We start from the raw sequence: 13,368 nt of genomic DNA on the forward strand, positions 1-13,368 counted from the left end.
AGGAGACGGACATGAAAGGGATGAGAGTGGGTTTTCTTTGCGCGGTTCTGTTGGTTCTTGCGTTGCAGGTCTCCGATGCCGCAGCGGTGAGCGCAAATTTTTTGTTTTCGATGTCAGCTGTCGGAGCTAAGTCGGTTGTTGTCGACAACAATGGATATATTTATACTTCTGTTACCGGGGGGATAAAGAAGTTTGACAATAATGGGAATTACGTGCTCACCCTGAAGCCGGATATGACGGGTGAAGAATGGACCTTCATACCGGAGGGCATAAGTCTCGATCCCCAGGGAAATCTCCTTGTTGTCGACTGGGCTAATAGCAAGGTGTGGCGACTCTCCCCAACGGGGGCAGTGCTTCAAAAAATTGGATCGTATGGTGATGCGGATGGGCAGCTCTTTTCACCTCAAGATGTGGCCGTGGACGCACAAGGGAATGTCTATATTTTGGATACCGGTCATAGTAGAGTTCAAAAATATACAGCGAGCGGAACATTTGTGAAGAAGTGGGGTACTCCTGGGCTAAATGACGGGCAGTTCAGTTATCCGCATGGAATTGCGGTCGATTCTTTGGGATATGTTTATGTGACTGAATATAACGGTGAAAGAGTTCAAAAATTTACATCGAATGGAGGCTTTATTTCAAAATGGGTGAATGTACAAAATTCACAAATTCCTTTTTTCTCTGGGCCAATGGGTATTGATGTAAAATTTGGATACGCATTTATCGCAAATAATGGAGACGACGAAGTTTTAATTTATGCGGATGGAGGGAAATATAAATCGGTATTTAAGCTGGATACGGGGTATCATGAATCTCTAGACGTGTTCGTTGATGCGTCAAAGAAGATATATTGCGTGCAGTCCGGCGGCATTTATGTTTATCAGCTTACAGGGTTGGGCGAGATTTTGAATCCTTCTATTTTGCAAATGCTCTTGTTCTGACCGGGTGGTTTGGATGCCTGATGTCGCGTTTGCGCGGAAGTGCAACGCGTCGTCAAGGTCCGCTCCACAATGCCCGGTCGTCATAATCCAGGGCCACCACATCGAGCCTCGGCCCGGGACCGGCAAACGTCCGGGCCTGGGCCAGGGCCTTTTGCGCAAGCAGCCGGGGCAGTTCGGGAAAGGCCGGATCGTCCCGGGCCAGCTCGAAGGCGTGGCGCACGGTGTTGGCCGTGGCCACGGCCGCACAGATCGTCCCGGCTATCCCGGCCTGGCGGCACCAGTCGGCCAGGGCCGTAAAATCCGTGTCCGTGAGGTGGGCGTGGGTATTGCGAAGTCCCATGGCCATCTTCACCAGCTTGCCGGGATAGGCGCACAGGGTCACGGCGGCAAAGCCGCGCCCGGCCGCCTCTTCCAGGGAAAAGCCAAAAAAATCGGCAATCTGCACGAAGGCCTGCTCCGGCAACTGCGGCAACGTCCGCCGCAGGGCCTTTTCGCTGCGCCTGCCCGTGGACAGGCCCACATGGGCGACGCCCAAGGCCCGGGCTACGTCCAGGGCCTCGCGCACGGCCCCCTTCCAGGCCTCGTGGCTAAAGGGCTTGACGATGCCCGACGTGCCCAGGATGGAGACGCCGCCCACGATCCCCAGGCGCGGATTCATGGTTCGCGCCGCCAGGGCCTCCCCGTCCTCCACGTCCACGACCGCCGTCAGGCCGTGGGCGGGCGTCTGCCCGGCCATGGCCAGGGCCTCGGCCAGGGCGGCCCGGATCTGGGCCAGGGGGCCGGGGTTGATGGCCGGTCGGCCCACGGCCACGGGCAGCCCCGGCAGGGTGACCACGCCCACCCCGTGGCCGCCTGTGATGCGGATGTCGCCCGGCGGCAGGGAGGCGTCGAACGCCACGGTGCAGCCGATGCGGGCCTGGTGGGTGACGTCGGGGTCGTCGCCGCCGTCTTTTACGGTCACGGCCCGGACCCGGCGTGCGGCGGCCGGGGGTGTCCCGGTCCCTGGGGTCGCGACCTCCGCGTCCGGCGTCGGTGTCTCCAAAGTAGGCGCATCCGGCGTCTTCGGCGTGTCCGGAGTATTTGTCGCGTCTGGCGTGCCCGGCGTCGTTGTCGCGTCTGGCGCGTCCGCCACCTCGTACACCGGCACGGTCAGGCGGGCACCGTCCGGCAGGGGGATGTCCATGGGGCAGGGGCGCGCGTCCGGCAAAAGGCCCATAAGGGCCAGGGCGGCGGCCTTGGCCGAGGCCGAGGCCGCAGAACCGGTGGTGAAGCCGCTGCGCAGGGTGGGGCGGTCAGGCATGGGCGGCGGCCATGGCCGCCACGAAGGCCGGGGCCAGGTCCGGGTTGCTGCCGAAATGCAGATGCACGTAGCTGCCAAGGACGCCGCCCAGGCTGTAGCCTTCCGGGGCGTCCAAACGTCCCGAGCGGCCGGACAAGGCGTAGATGGCCCGAATGCCGGAGTCATCGCCAAGGGGGGCGGCCAGCCGCGAATAGTGGAATTCATGCCCCCGGGCTGTGGTGCCCGCCGGTCCCAGGAGGCTCGGGGCCAGGGTGACGGCCTCCCGGTAGCCCAGGGCGGCGAAGCGCGGCCCCATGACGGCCGCGCCGGGGAAGACCCCGGCCATGGGAAAGGTACGGCCTGCGGCGTCGGTCAGGGCCTCCATGAGGTACATGAACCCGCCGCATTCGGCGTAGACCGGCCGCCCCGAGGCGCAAAACTCCCGCACAGCAAGGCGCATGGCGGCATTGTCCGCCAGCCTCGCGGCGAAAAGCTCGGGGTAGCCGCCGCCCAGATACAGGCCGTGGAGGCCGGGCGGCAGGGCCGCGTCGCCAAGGGGCGAGAAGGGGACGATTTCGGCCCCGGCGTCGCGCAAAAGGCGCAGATTTTCCTGGTAATAAAAGCTGAACGCCGCGTCCCGGGCAACGCCCAGCCGGACCCGGGGGGCTCCCTGCGGCGCGGGGGCGGGCTCGGACACCTGGAAAAGGGGCAGGCTGTCCAGCAGCCGGGCCACGTCCAGGCGCAATTCCACGGCGTCGGCCAGGGCGGCGTACACGGCCGGATGATCGGCGTCCTCCAAGGGGTCGCACAGCCCCAGGTGCCGCGAGGGCAGGGCCAGGGCCGGGTCGCGGGGCAGATAGCCAAGGACCGGCATGTCCGGGACGCTTCGCATGGCCTGGGCCAGGATCTCCCGGTGCCCCTCGCCGCCCACCTGGTTGAAGACCACCCCGAGAAATTCCAGGTCCGGGTCGAATTCCGCAAAGCCCTTGACCAGGGCGGCGGCCGAGCGGCCCATGGCCCGGGCGTCGACCGTCAAAAGGATGGGCAGCCCCAGGATCTTGGCCAGCCGGGCCGTGCTCCCGGCGTCGCTTTGGCCGGAGAAGCCGTCGAAAAGGCCCATGACCCCCTCCACCACCACGGCGTCGGCCGTGGCCGCATACCGGGCGAAGACGGCCTGCACGGCCTCTTCGGACAGCATCCAGGAATCCAGGTTGTGGGAGGCGCGGCCCGTGGCCGCCTGATGGTGCCGGGGATCGAGGAAGTCGGGTCCGGCCTTGAAGGCGGCGACCCGGAAGCCGCGCCGGGAAAGCGCGGTCATGAGCCCCACGGCCAGGGAGGTCTTGCCCCGGCCGCTGGCCGTGGCCGCCACGACCAGACCGGGAACGGCGGTCATCGGGCGGCGGCGACGACCTTGGCGGGCTGTCCGTGCTTCTCGGCCAGCTTGAAGCCTTCGTCGATGAGCCGGGCCGTCTGGATCTCGCGCACCTTGGGGCTGCGCGCCCCCAGGACCACGGCCAGAAGCCGCGTGTCGCCGCGTTTGGCCGTGACCACGATGTTGAATCCCGAGGCGTTGACGAAGCCGGTTTTCAGGCCGTCCACGCCGTCGTATTTGCCAAGCAGCGAGTTGGCGTTGCGGCGCATGATCTCGTTATGGCTGAAATATTTCATGGAATGGATGGTCAGGGCCCCGGGGAAGCGCTCCAGGTAGGTCTTGGCCAGCCTGAGCATGTCCCGGGCCGTGGTCAACTGGCCCTCGGCGGGCATGCCGTTGGGATTTTTGAACGTGGTGGAGGACATGCCCAGGCCGGCGGCGGTCTGGTTCATGCGGGAAACGAAGTCGGGGATGGACGGCTCCAGACGTTCGGCCACGGCCACGCAGGCGTCGTTGGCCGAGGCGATGGCGATGCCCTTGATGAGCTCCGTGAGCTTGACCTCCTCGCCGGGATGCAGGGCCATGTTGGAGCCCCCGGCGGCCGGGGCGTGCTCGGTGACCGGGATCATGTCCCAGGGCCGCAGGTCGCCGCGCTGGATGGCCTCGAAAACGATGTACAGGGTGAGGATCTTGGTCAGGGAGGCCGGGGCGATCTGGCGGTCGGCGTCCTGCTCGTAGAGGATTTCGCCGGTGTTGACGTCCATGAGCAGGGCGGATTTCACGTCCAGGCGGCCGTCCTCGGGCGGGGCCTCGGCCACGGGCGCGGCCTTGGCCTTGCGGGCGGCGGAACGTTTTTCGGTCTTGACCGGGGCCTTGGCCGGGGCCTTGGTCTGGCGGGCGGCCTTGGCCTGGCGGTCCTTTTCGGGACGTTCGGCGGCCGGTGCGGCCATGGCCGTGACAAGCGACAGACAGACAGCGGTGAAGAGGGCCACAAGGGCTGGGAGGCGAATTTTTTTCATGGCGGCAAATCCCCATGCGCGTCGGTAATGCGGTAGGTCTGGAGCTTGTAGCCCCGGCAGGCCTTTATGTCAAAATTGTCGGCCGTCACGGGATTCCTGGCGTCCCGGCAGGCTCGTGCAACGCTGACGGCGCGCTCTGCAAAACAGGGCCGGGGATGAACGGGACGACCAAAGCCAATGCAGTACGTGCATACGGTGAAAAGGAAACAGTATGCAATATCTTTTTTCGGCGACGGAATGAGGCGGATGCGGCTGCATGGCGGAGATGGACGCAAGCGATGCGAGTCAAGGGAAAACGGTGCGTGTTTTCCGGGGTGCTGCCCGGCGGGGGGCTGGCGCGTACTGGACGCGCCCGGCCTGTTTCCGGCGGATTGCCGGGCGATACGTCTGATCTGGCGGAATCGGAAGGGAGCGGACGTGCCTCTATGTCCATGCGGCGCAGTCCCCGGGGCGTCGTGCCCCTTGACGCGGGTCACGATCAATAGGAAGGTGGCGCATGCGCCAGACGTCCCGGCAGGATGCGGACGCCGCGTGGCGCGGGTGGACGCGGAGGTGAGCATGCGTCGCATTGTCGCGTTGTGCATCATGATGATGGTGTCGGCCGTGGCCGCCGGATGTGCGGACAGGCAGGCCTCCTTTCTCGAAGTCCGCATGACCGGGGATGCCCGGGTGTACGGGCAGTATTTCAGCAACAGAAACTTCACCGGATGGAAATAGCCGGGCCTGCCCGGCGGGCGGATAATGACGGACTCCATGGCCAGCACGCACCTCGACATTTCCGATCTCCCGGCCAAACTCGCCGAACTGGAAACCTTCGCCCTGGAGCGCAACGACTATCGGGTCAAGCGTCTGGTGGGCGAGCTCAAGCGGGCGGCCAAGATGCATGCCACCTCCCAGGCGCTTTTGCGGGAGGAGGGCATGGGGTTGCGCAAAGAGGTGGACCGGCTCAAAAAACAGGCCGTCACCCTGCAATCCCAGGTGGAGACGGCCTTTGAGAGCTACCATTCGAGCCTGATCACCTTCGAAAAGTTCCGTTCGGGCATCCGTATCGTGGAGCAGATGCGCACCCACGAGGATCTGCCCGGCATTGTGGAAGGCATCAAGAAGCTTTTCAATCTGCGCGCCGTGGGGCTGTTGCTGGACGAGGCGGAATACGCCCCGTTTCTGCCCGACACCATCCGTCGCGCCCCGCTGTCGACCATCCGCCGGGCCGTGGCCGCGGCCATCCCCGACCCCGTGCGCCGGGCCTCGTTCATGGGGCCGGTGACCGAGGCCCCGGACCTGGAGTTTTTTTTCGGCCCCTCGATTCTGGGCGGCGGCGGCGCGCCGCGCCTGGGCTCCTGTTTCATCTACCCCCTGAAAGACAAATTCGGGCCGCAGAATATGGTGGGGGTCATCGGCTTTTTCGACGGCAACCCCAAACGCTACGCCCGGGAGAAGCGGGCCGATTTTCTGGAGCATTTCTGCGATATCCTGGGCTATGCCGTGGTGGATGTCACGGATCGCAAAAAGGCCGACGCCTTGCGCGAGGACGTGGAACGCATGACCCGGCACGACCTCAAATCCCCGCTGACGGCCATCCTGACCCTGCCCCAGTTGTTTCGGCGCGAGAGCAACCTCACCCCGCGCCAGACCGAGATGCTCAATCTGGTGCAAAGCGCCGGATACCGCATGCTGCACATGATCAACCAATCCCTGGACCTCTACCGCATGGAGCGCGGGGCCTACGAATTGACCCCCCAGCCTGTGGACATCCTGCCCATCCTGGACAACATCGCGGCGGAGCTGCGCGGGATGCTCGAATCCCGGGAGCTGTCCATGGACATCACCGTGCGCGGCAGGCCCCGCCAGGAGGGCGACGCCTTCGTGGTCCAGGGCGAGGAGATGCTGTGCTACACCATGCTTTCGAATCTGGTGCGCAACGCCCTTGAGGCCTCGCCGCCCGGCGGGCGCATCGCCGTGTCCCTGGCGGAGAACGGCTCCCTGGACGTGGCCGTGCACAACGCCGGGGCTGTCCCCCCGGAGATCCGCTCCCGTTTCTTCCAGAAATACGTGACCGCCGGGAAAAAGGACGGCACGGGCCTGGGCACCTACGGGGCCCGGCTCATCGCCCAGACCCACGGCGGCCGCATCCGCATGGAAACCTCCGAATCCCACGGCACCACGGTCGTGGTCCAGTTTCCCAGATAGCCCGGCAGCGGGAGCGCCGCGCCCCTGGACAGTCTTGCGTTGCATGGTGTAGATGGAGATATACATCTACACCATGAGAGGAGGGCCGCCATGGAAACCGTCAATGCCCTGACTCTGCGCAACCGCCTGGGCGAGGTGCTGGAACGTCTGGCCAGGACCGGCGAGCCCATCGCCGTCAGCAAAGGACGGATCGTCCAGGCGTTCCTGGTGACCCCGGCCGATTTTGAAAAACGGTTTGGGGAATTCCAGTCCACGGAGAAAAAACGCGCCCTTTTGGCCAGGGTTCGCAGTCTTCGGCAACCCGGCGTGTCCCCTGAAGAGGGTCTTTTGGCGCTGCGGGAGATCCGCGGCGAAGTGGGAGAGGCGTCGTGATTTTCGTGGTGGACGCCTCGGTGGCCATCCGGTGGTTCACGGGCGGGCCGTCGCCCCAGGCCGAGGAGGTTCTGAAGGCCATGGTCGCGTCGCCGGGTCGTTTCGCCGTGCCCGAATTGTTCCTGTTTGAATGTTTTTCCGTGCTCACGCGGATTGCGCCGAACGGCCGGGAGATTTTCGAGGACGGCATCGTGCCGGTTCTGGACGGCGGGGTTTTTCGGGCCCCGTTGACCACGGCCCTGGCCCGGTTGGCGGAGGGATTCGTGCAACGCGGCCTGACCGGATATGACGCCTGTTATGCGGCCCTGGCCCGGGAGTTGGACGGGACATGGCTGACCTTGGACCGCAAGGCGGCCGGGCGGGTGGGGGCCGGTGGACGGGTCACCCTTTTGGATGCCGGGGAGCGTTTCGGGCTGTGACCGCTTAGACCCGCATGTCCAGGCTGGGGGAGGCGCTTTGGGCCTGCGGCCCGGTCTGCGACCCGGCGGCGTAGCGGGCGCGGCCCTGGTTGGCCGCCGTGCGTTCCCGGTTGGCGTCTTGCCCGGTTTCGGCGCCTGAGTCCGCGCCGGTCACGGGTTCGGACCCAAGCGAGGCCAGGCCCGGGGACAGGACGATGGGGGAGAAGTTCTGCGAGGGGGAGGACTGGGCGGCGCGGGCCGGTTCCTGGCTGGCGGCCGTTACGCCCTGGGTGTCCGCCACGGCCCGGGCGGCGTCAGGGGAGACGGCCTGGGGCCAGGATGTGGCCATCAGGGTCCGGGCCAGGGTTTGGGATGTGCTTTCGATCATGGCCGCCGCCGAGGATACAGGTTTCCTAACTGCACTATTCTATCGGCAGGCGGCAGGGGAAACTTGAGGGCTGGGCAAAAAATATTTTCTTCTGCGCGTCGGGGTCGCCCGGCCCAGGCAGAACGGCCTGGGTGGCCGACCATGTCCGGTGAGCGGCCCGGACGACCCGGCAAGGATGAGGACGCCTCGGGGCAGCGCGGTTGACGGAGGGCCGCGGCCGGTCGGAATGTTTAGAGGAAGACCTTGTAGGTGGTGTTCAGGGCGGCGGCCAGCCGTTTGGCCATCTCCTTGCCGATGGGGCGGCGACCGTGCTCCATCTCGGAGATGTGGCTGGGGCGGCAGCCGATCAGGGCGGCCAGGGCCTTCTGGGTCATGTTTTCGCGGTACCTGGCCCCGGCCAGCACATGCCCGGGATGCCGGTCGGGAAAGGCCTCGGCCCAGGGAATGGTGTCGCCGCTATTCATCCTCCAGCGTTTCCCCTTCATCCCTCTCCACCCCAAGCTCGCCGTCGCGAAGCGCCCGGCGTAAAATCTTGCCGCTTCGGGTGTGCGGCAGGGACTCGCGAAATTCGATGGCCTTAAAGGCCACAATCGGCCCAAGCTCACGCCGCACATGCCGCGCGATATCCGCCCGAAGCCCGTCCTCGCCGTCGAACTGGGCCTCATAGCCCGGAACCGGGGCCACGAACGCCTTGGCCACCTGCCCCTTGATCCTGTCCGGCAGCCCGATCACCGCCGCCTCGGCCACGCCCCGGTGCGACAAAAGCGCCGCCTCGAGCTCGGCCGTGCCCATGCGCCGCCCGGCGATGTTTAAGACGTCATCCGCCCGGCCCTGGATGAAATAGTACCCGTCCTCATCCCTGTGGGCCATGTCCCCGGCGAAATACATCCCCGGGATGCGGTTCCAGTAATCCGAAAGACACGCCCGGGCCTCGCCCATGTCCTCGGTCGGCTCCTTGAACATGCCCGGCCAGGGCTTTTTGATGACCAAAAAGCCTCCCTTGCCCGGCGGCAGGGAGTTGCCCGCCGCATCCACCACGTCCGCCGCAATGCCCGGCAGCGGCTTGCCCACGGAGCCGGGTTTGAGCGGCGAGATGGGCAGGGGGCTTATCATCATCATGCCCGTCTCCGTCTGCCACCAGGTATCCAGCACCGGGCAGCGCGAACGGCCGATGTGCTTGTGCAGCCACAGCCAGGTCTCGGCCCCGATGGGCTCGCCCACGGACCCCAGGATGCGCAGGGTCGAAAGGTCGTGTTTCTTGGGATACTGCGGCCCGTAGCGCATCAAAAGGCGCAGAAGCGTGGGCGTGGTGTACAGCGCCGTCACCCCGTGCCGGGCCACCATGCTCCACAGCCGGTCGGCCTGGGGATAGAGGGGATGGCCCTCGTACATGATGGACGTGGCCCCGGCCAAAAGCGGCCCGTAGATCCCGTAGGCATGGCCGGTGATCCAGCCCGGGTCGGCGGTGCAGAAATAGATGTCCGTGGGCTTTACGTCGAAGACCTCGCGGAAGGTGTGGTGCACGCCCACCATGAAGCCGCCGTGGGCATGGGCCACGGCCTTGGGGCGGCCGGTGGTCCCGGAGGTGAACAGCACAAACAGCTCATCGTCCGATTCCATGGCCGCGCAGGCGGCCTCGGCGGATTCCCGGCGTACCACGTCGTGATAAAAAAGGTCGCGCGGCGCGGTCATCTCCACGTCGATGCCCACCCTGGGCACCACCAGCACGGTCTCGGCGCAGCCGCCGTGCACCCCGTGCAGGGCGTCGTCCACCACGGGTTTGAGCGGGATCACCCGGCCGCCACGATAGAAACCGTCGGCCGTGACCAGGATCTTGGAGCGGGCGTCGTTGATGCGCTGGCGTAGGAAACGGGCCGAGAATCCGGCGAACACCAGGCTGTGCGACGCGCCCACCTTGGCTGCGGCCAGCATGGCGATCAGCGTCTCGGGCAGGGGTGGCATGTACAGCGTCACCCGGTCGCCCCGGACAAGGCCCAGGGACCGGAAGGCGTTGGCTAAGCGGTTCACCTCCCGGAACAGCTCGTAATAGGTGAACTTGCGGCAGTCCCCGGCCTCGCCCTCCCAGATCAGCGCCAGCCGGTTCTTGTTGCCCGAACGGGCGTGCCGGTCCAGGGCGTTGTGGGCGATGTTCACGCGGCCGCCCGCGAACCAGCGGAAGCGGGGCGGGTCGTCGTCGTCGAGCACCCGCTCCCAGCGGCGGTGCCATTCCAGCTCCTCGGCGGCCCGTTCCCAATAGGCCAGGGGATCGGCGGCGGCCAGGGCCAGGGCGGCTTCCAGGTCGTCGGGGGTGACGTTGGCCTCGATGACGGTCTGGGGATCGGGCCGAAACACCCGGTTTTCCACATGCAGGGCGTCGAGCGCGCCGGTTTTTGACTCGTCGTATCGCTTCGGCACGTCACAACTCCTAAAGCCCGAGCACCTGTTTGAGCTCGCCGATGCGGCGGCGGCCGATGGGCAGTTCGATGCGGGTTTTGCCTGCCGTGCGCAGCATGAAGTTGCCGCCGGGCAGCGAGGCGATCTCCGTGACCAGATCCAGGTTCACCAGGTATTTGCGGTGCACCCGGAAGAACCGGTGGGGCTTTAAGCGGTCCTCCAGCAGTTTCAGGCGGTAGGAGGTGAGAAATTTCTGGGTGGCCGTATGCACGAAGGAATAGTCCTCGTAGGCCTCCACGAAGATGATCTGGGTGTAGGGGATGAGGATGGTCCGGCCGTCCAGGGTGACCGGGAGCTTTTCGATGTCGCGCGGCCGCTTGAACTGGCTTAGGTCCCAGGCCTGCTTGAGGGCGGAGATGAAGCGGTCTTCCTCCTCTTCCTCCAGGGGCAGGCGCACGGTCTCCTCGTCATCGCCGCCTTCGTCGCCCGGCGGTTCGTCGGCCTTTTGCCAGGCCGATGGGGCGGAAATCTCCTGGAAGGCGGGCTTGAACCGGCTGAGGCGTTCGATGGTGCGTTCGAAGCGTTCCGCCGTGGCGGGCCACAGGAGGTAGTCGGCGGCCCCCAGCTCGAAGGCGGCAAAGGCGTGGGACTCGTCGGCGGCCAGGAAGACGAGCCCGGGACGCTGCTTGCGTGCGGCCAGGGTCCGGGCCAGGTCCAGGCCGGAGATGCCGCCGGGCAGGTCCACGCCCAAAAAGACGATGCCGTAGGGGATGGCGCGCAACAGTTCCCCGGCCTCGAAGGCGCTGACCGCCTCGCCCACCACCCGGATGAAATCCACGCCGCCCAGGTATTCCCGGAGGGTGGACCGGGCCTGTGGGTCCGGGTGCACGAGCAGGGCGGCGATTTTTTCCATGACGATCCGGGTTGGGGTCGCGGGGCCGGGCGCGGGGCTCCGTCGGGACGGAGAGGCCGCTTTGGGTTGCTATCACGCCTGCGGCGGGCTTGCAAAGCCTGGAGGCATGTTCTCGTTCCGGATGTCTGGGGGTAGGGGAGAGGGTGTGGGGTTTGTCGCGATAGCCATCTTGAAGAGCCTCATCCTTCCCGTTCGGGGATTCCAAAGCGGACGCGTCCCCTTTGGCCGCCGGAGGCTTTCCCCCCTGCCCCCTCCCCCGTCACCCCTTGGCGTGCCGGGTCAGAAAGATATCGAGCTGGTTGGCGAAGGCCTCCTTGTCCTTGTTGCCAAGCGGCGGCGGCCCGCCGGTCGCGACTCCTGCGCCGCGCAGCTCGTAGAGCAGGTTGCGCATGGTCAGCCGCCCCTGGATGTTGTCTGTGGTATAGAGTTCCCCCCGGGGGTTCAGGGCATGGGCGCCCTTTTCGATGACCAGCGCGGCCAGCGGGATGTCCGCCGTGATCACCAGATCGCCTTGCGCCACGCGCTCCACGATGGCCGCATCCACCACGTCGAAGCCCTGGCCCACCCGGATGGCGTCTATGTACGGCGACGGCGGGGTGTACAGGGTCTTGTTGGCCACCAGGGTCAGGCCGAGGCGCAGGCGCATGGCGGCGCGAAACAGGATTTCCTTGATGGCCGTGGGCAGGGCGTCGGCATCGGCATAGATGTGCATGGGATTCCTTGGGCGTTTTTTCGAAGCGGAAAAAGGGCCTGGCATGGCCTGTGAGAAGCGGCGGCTTGGGGCTTAAGGATGCACCCCCCGGGCGTGCGGCGGCGGCCCTGCCGGACCCCGGCGGGAAGGCCGAAGGAAATCCGGGAAAAGCAGGCGTCAGCGGCGATCAAGCTCCAATTTCAGCATCGCGTCCCCGTCCTTTTTCCCGGCCGCGCGGCGCACGGCGTCGATGATCCCCACCGCCGTGGCCCGGTCGGCGGCACTCAAGGACACCGTCTCCTCGCTGATGCGCCCGGCCAGGAGCAGCCGCCCCAGAGAACTGGCGAAACTCAGCATGCCGTGGGCCTTGCCCTGGGCCACGACCTCGGAAAACGTAGCCTCGTCGGTCTCGCCATGCACGATCATCTCCCGCACCCGCAGGGTGGGGGCCATGACCTCGAAGACCGCCGTGCGTGAGCCGTCCAGGGTGGGAACCAGCCGCTGGGCCACGGCCAGGCGCAGGCAGCCCGCCAGGGCGGCCCGGGCCGAGCGTTCCTCCGAGGGGTCGAACAGTCCGGCCAGCCGGGAAACCATGCCCCCGCAGTCCGTGGCGTGCACCGTGCAAAAGACCAGATGGCCGGTCTCGGCGGCCCGCAGCGCGGCCTCGGCCGTTTCCCGGTCGCGGATCTCGCCCACCAGGATCACCTGCGGGGCCTGGCGCATGGCTGCCCGCAGGCCGCTGGCGAAGTCCTGGAAATCCGGCCCCAGCTCCCGCTGGGAGACAAGGGCCCGCTTGGGCGGATGCAGGTATTCCACCGGGTCTTCCAGGGTGACCACATGCACCGCCCGGGTCTGGTTCACCACGTCGATCAGCGCGGCCAGGGTGGTGGATTTCCCGGAACCCGTGGACCCCGCCACGGCCACCAGCCCGTCCCGGGCCGCGGCCGCCTCGGTCAAAAGCGGCGGCAGCCCCAGCGCGGCGGCCGTGGGAATGGCGTCCGGAAGGCGGCGAAACACCATGGCCGTGGCCCCCAGGCGCAAAAACACGTTGGCCCGCAGGCGCGTTCCCGACGGCAGGGCCAGGGCCAGGTCGGCCGAGCCGGTGGCGGCGTGGTCGGCCTTGGCGTGGGGTTTTTGCTCCAGAAGCGCCCGGGCCATGGCCGCCGTGTCGGCCTCGGTCAGCATGGCCGGAAGGCCTGCTGTCACGGGGATCAGCGCGCCCGCCACCGAGGCCATGACCGGACTTCCCGGCGACAGCAGGAGGTCCGAGGCCCCGGGGGCCTGCGCAAGGGCCGCGCCCAGAAGGTTTTCCAGAAAATGCAGGTCCATCATGGTTTGCCTCGGTGGCGGGCGGTCGCCACGCCATGCTCGGCGGGACGCCATGTCCTGGTGTCGTGTTCTCGAAATCCGC

The 13,368-nt window shown here is 66.3% G+C and carries 14 protein-coding genes; 5 read left to right on the top strand and 9 right to left on the bottom strand.

Going from position 1 to position 13,368, the window contains the following annotated elements:
• Positions 1-11: 11 nt before the first annotated feature.
• The gene (locus tag GD606_RS14830) at positions 12-941 is read left to right on the top strand and encodes an NHL repeat-containing protein (protein ID WP_163300853.1); all 930 of its coding nucleotides are present in this window, start codon (positions 12-14) and stop codon (positions 939-941) included.
• Positions 942-993: 52 nt separating this feature from the next.
• On the opposite strand, the gene cbiD is transcribed toward GD606_RS14830, so the two are convergent.
• Genes cbiD through GD606_RS14845 form a run of 3 tightly spaced genes read right to left on the bottom strand, consistent with a single transcriptional unit; the run spans position 994 to position 4,611 of the window.
• A complete protein-coding gene (gene cbiD / locus GD606_RS14835; protein WP_163300854.1) occupies positions 994-2,241 on the bottom strand; it encodes a cobalt-precorrin-5B (C(1))-methyltransferase CbiD in 1,248 nt (415 codons plus the stop codon).
• Positions 2,234-3,613 (bottom strand): cobyrinic acid a,c-diamide synthase CobB, encoded by a 1,380-nt coding sequence (locus tag GD606_RS14840; protein WP_163300855.1) that lies wholly within the window; start codon positions 3,611-3,613, stop codon positions 2,234-2,236. Before GD606_RS14840 ends, cbiD begins: the two co-directional genes overlap by 8 nt.
• Positions 3,610-4,611 carry a D-alanyl-D-alanine carboxypeptidase family protein gene (locus GD606_RS14845; protein ID WP_163300856.1) on the bottom strand — a complete coding sequence of 334 codons (1,002 nt, stop codon included), beginning with the start codon at positions 4,609-4,611 and terminating at the stop codon, positions 3,610-3,612. The genes GD606_RS14840 and GD606_RS14845 overlap by 4 nt, the downstream gene beginning before the upstream one ends.
• Positions 4,612-5,169: 558 nt before the next feature.
• On the opposite strand from GD606_RS14845, the gene GD606_RS14850 reads away from it, so the two are divergent.
• The 4 genes from GD606_RS14850 to GD606_RS14865 all read left to right on the top strand — a co-directional run bounded on the left by GD606_RS14850 (position 5,170) and on the right by GD606_RS14865 (position 7,592).
• Positions 5,170-5,328: a hypothetical protein gene (locus tag GD606_RS14850; protein ID WP_163300857.1), complete on the top strand. Its 159-nt coding sequence runs from the start codon at positions 5,170-5,172 to the stop codon at positions 5,326-5,328.
• 36 nt (positions 5,329-5,364) lie between these two features.
• Positions 5,365-6,801: a sensor histidine kinase gene (locus GD606_RS14855; RefSeq protein WP_163300858.1), complete on the top strand. Its 1,437-nt coding sequence runs from the start codon at positions 5,365-5,367 to the stop codon at positions 6,799-6,801.
• A 90-nt stretch (positions 6,802-6,891) separates the two neighbouring features.
• Positions 6,892-7,173, top strand: coding sequence for a type II toxin-antitoxin system Phd/YefM family antitoxin (locus GD606_RS14860; RefSeq protein WP_163300859.1), 282 nt, complete (start codon positions 6,892-6,894; stop codon positions 7,171-7,173).
• The gene (locus GD606_RS14865; protein ID WP_176629312.1) at positions 7,170-7,592 is read left to right on the top strand and encodes a type II toxin-antitoxin system VapC family toxin; all 423 of its coding nucleotides are present in this window, start codon (positions 7,170-7,172) and stop codon (positions 7,590-7,592) included. Before GD606_RS14860 ends, GD606_RS14865 begins: the two co-directional genes overlap by 4 nt.
• A 4-nt stretch (positions 7,593-7,596) precedes the next feature.
• On the opposite strand, the gene GD606_RS14870 is transcribed toward GD606_RS14865, so the two are convergent.
• The 6 genes from GD606_RS14870 to GD606_RS14895 all read right to left on the bottom strand — a co-directional run bounded on the left by GD606_RS14870 (position 7,597) and on the right by GD606_RS14895 (position 13,289).
• A complete protein-coding gene (locus GD606_RS14870) occupies positions 7,597-7,959 on the bottom strand; it encodes a hypothetical protein (protein ID WP_163303998.1) in 363 nt (120 codons plus the stop codon).
• Positions 7,960-8,189: 230 nt separating this feature from the next.
• The gene (locus GD606_RS14875; RefSeq protein WP_246298829.1) at positions 8,190-8,423 is read right to left on the bottom strand and encodes a helix-turn-helix domain-containing protein; all 234 of its coding nucleotides are present in this window, start codon (positions 8,421-8,423) and stop codon (positions 8,190-8,192) included.
• Positions 8,416-10,374: an acetate--CoA ligase gene (acs, locus tag GD606_RS14880; RefSeq protein WP_163303996.1), complete on the bottom strand. Its 1,959-nt coding sequence runs from the start codon at positions 10,372-10,374 to the stop codon at positions 8,416-8,418. The genes GD606_RS14875 and acs overlap by 8 nt, the downstream gene beginning before the upstream one ends.
• A gap of 10 nt (positions 10,375-10,384) precedes the next feature.
• Complete coding sequence (locus GD606_RS14885) at positions 10,385-11,266, bottom strand: LytR/AlgR family response regulator transcription factor (protein WP_163303995.1); 882 nt, start codon at positions 11,264-11,266, stop codon at positions 10,385-10,387.
• A gap of 259 nt (positions 11,267-11,525) precedes the next feature.
• A complete protein-coding gene (locus tag GD606_RS14890; RefSeq protein ID WP_163301453.1) occupies positions 11,526-11,978 on the bottom strand; it encodes a YaiI/YqxD family protein in 453 nt (150 codons plus the stop codon).
• A 156-nt stretch (positions 11,979-12,134) separates the two neighbouring features.
• Positions 12,135-13,289: a type IV pilus twitching motility protein PilT gene (locus GD606_RS14895; protein ID WP_246298831.1), complete on the bottom strand. Its 1,155-nt coding sequence runs from the start codon at positions 13,287-13,289 to the stop codon at positions 12,135-12,137.
• Positions 13,290-13,368: the final 79 nt, after the last annotated feature.

It is taken from the genome of Desulfolutivibrio sulfodismutans DSM 3696, from assembly GCF_013376455.1.
In the GTDB taxonomy this organism is placed as follows: domain Bacteria; phylum Desulfobacterota; class Desulfovibrionia; order Desulfovibrionales; family Desulfovibrionaceae; genus Desulfolutivibrio; species Desulfolutivibrio sulfodismutans.